The following is a 285-nucleotide window of genomic DNA, read 5'->3' as shown; positions in this document are numbered from 1 at the left end:
TAATCGTAGATATAAATGTAAGGCAGTCTGCGGGTTTTTAAAATTATCCAATATCAAGCTCAAATAGAGATAGTTGTTGTGTTTGTTTAAAGCCATCTTTAACCCTTTCTATCACTCTCTGAGTGAACTCTATACTTTCTTCAAAGAAAGCAGCAATATTGGCCATATAAGCCTCCTGACGTTCTTTCTTCACCTTGATAAGGGAAAGCAAGATTGCTTTGATAGAGGCTAATCTGATGCCTCCTCCACGGCCGTGTTTGACTGTGAAGAAGATCTTTTGTTCTG

General features: G+C 38.2%; 1 pseudogene. It reads right to left on the bottom strand.

From position 1 onward, the window contains the following. Positions 1–43: 43 nt before the first annotated feature. Positions 44–285 (bottom strand): annotated as a pseudogene (locus tag HMPREF2619_RS04210) (replication protein RepR); the annotation flags it as partial.

The organism is Streptococcus sp. HMSC074B11, assembly GCF_001808705.1.
Lineage (GTDB): Bacteria > Bacillota > Bacilli > Lactobacillales > Streptococcaceae > Streptococcus.
This window is presented reverse-complemented; position numbering and strand designations above follow the sequence as displayed.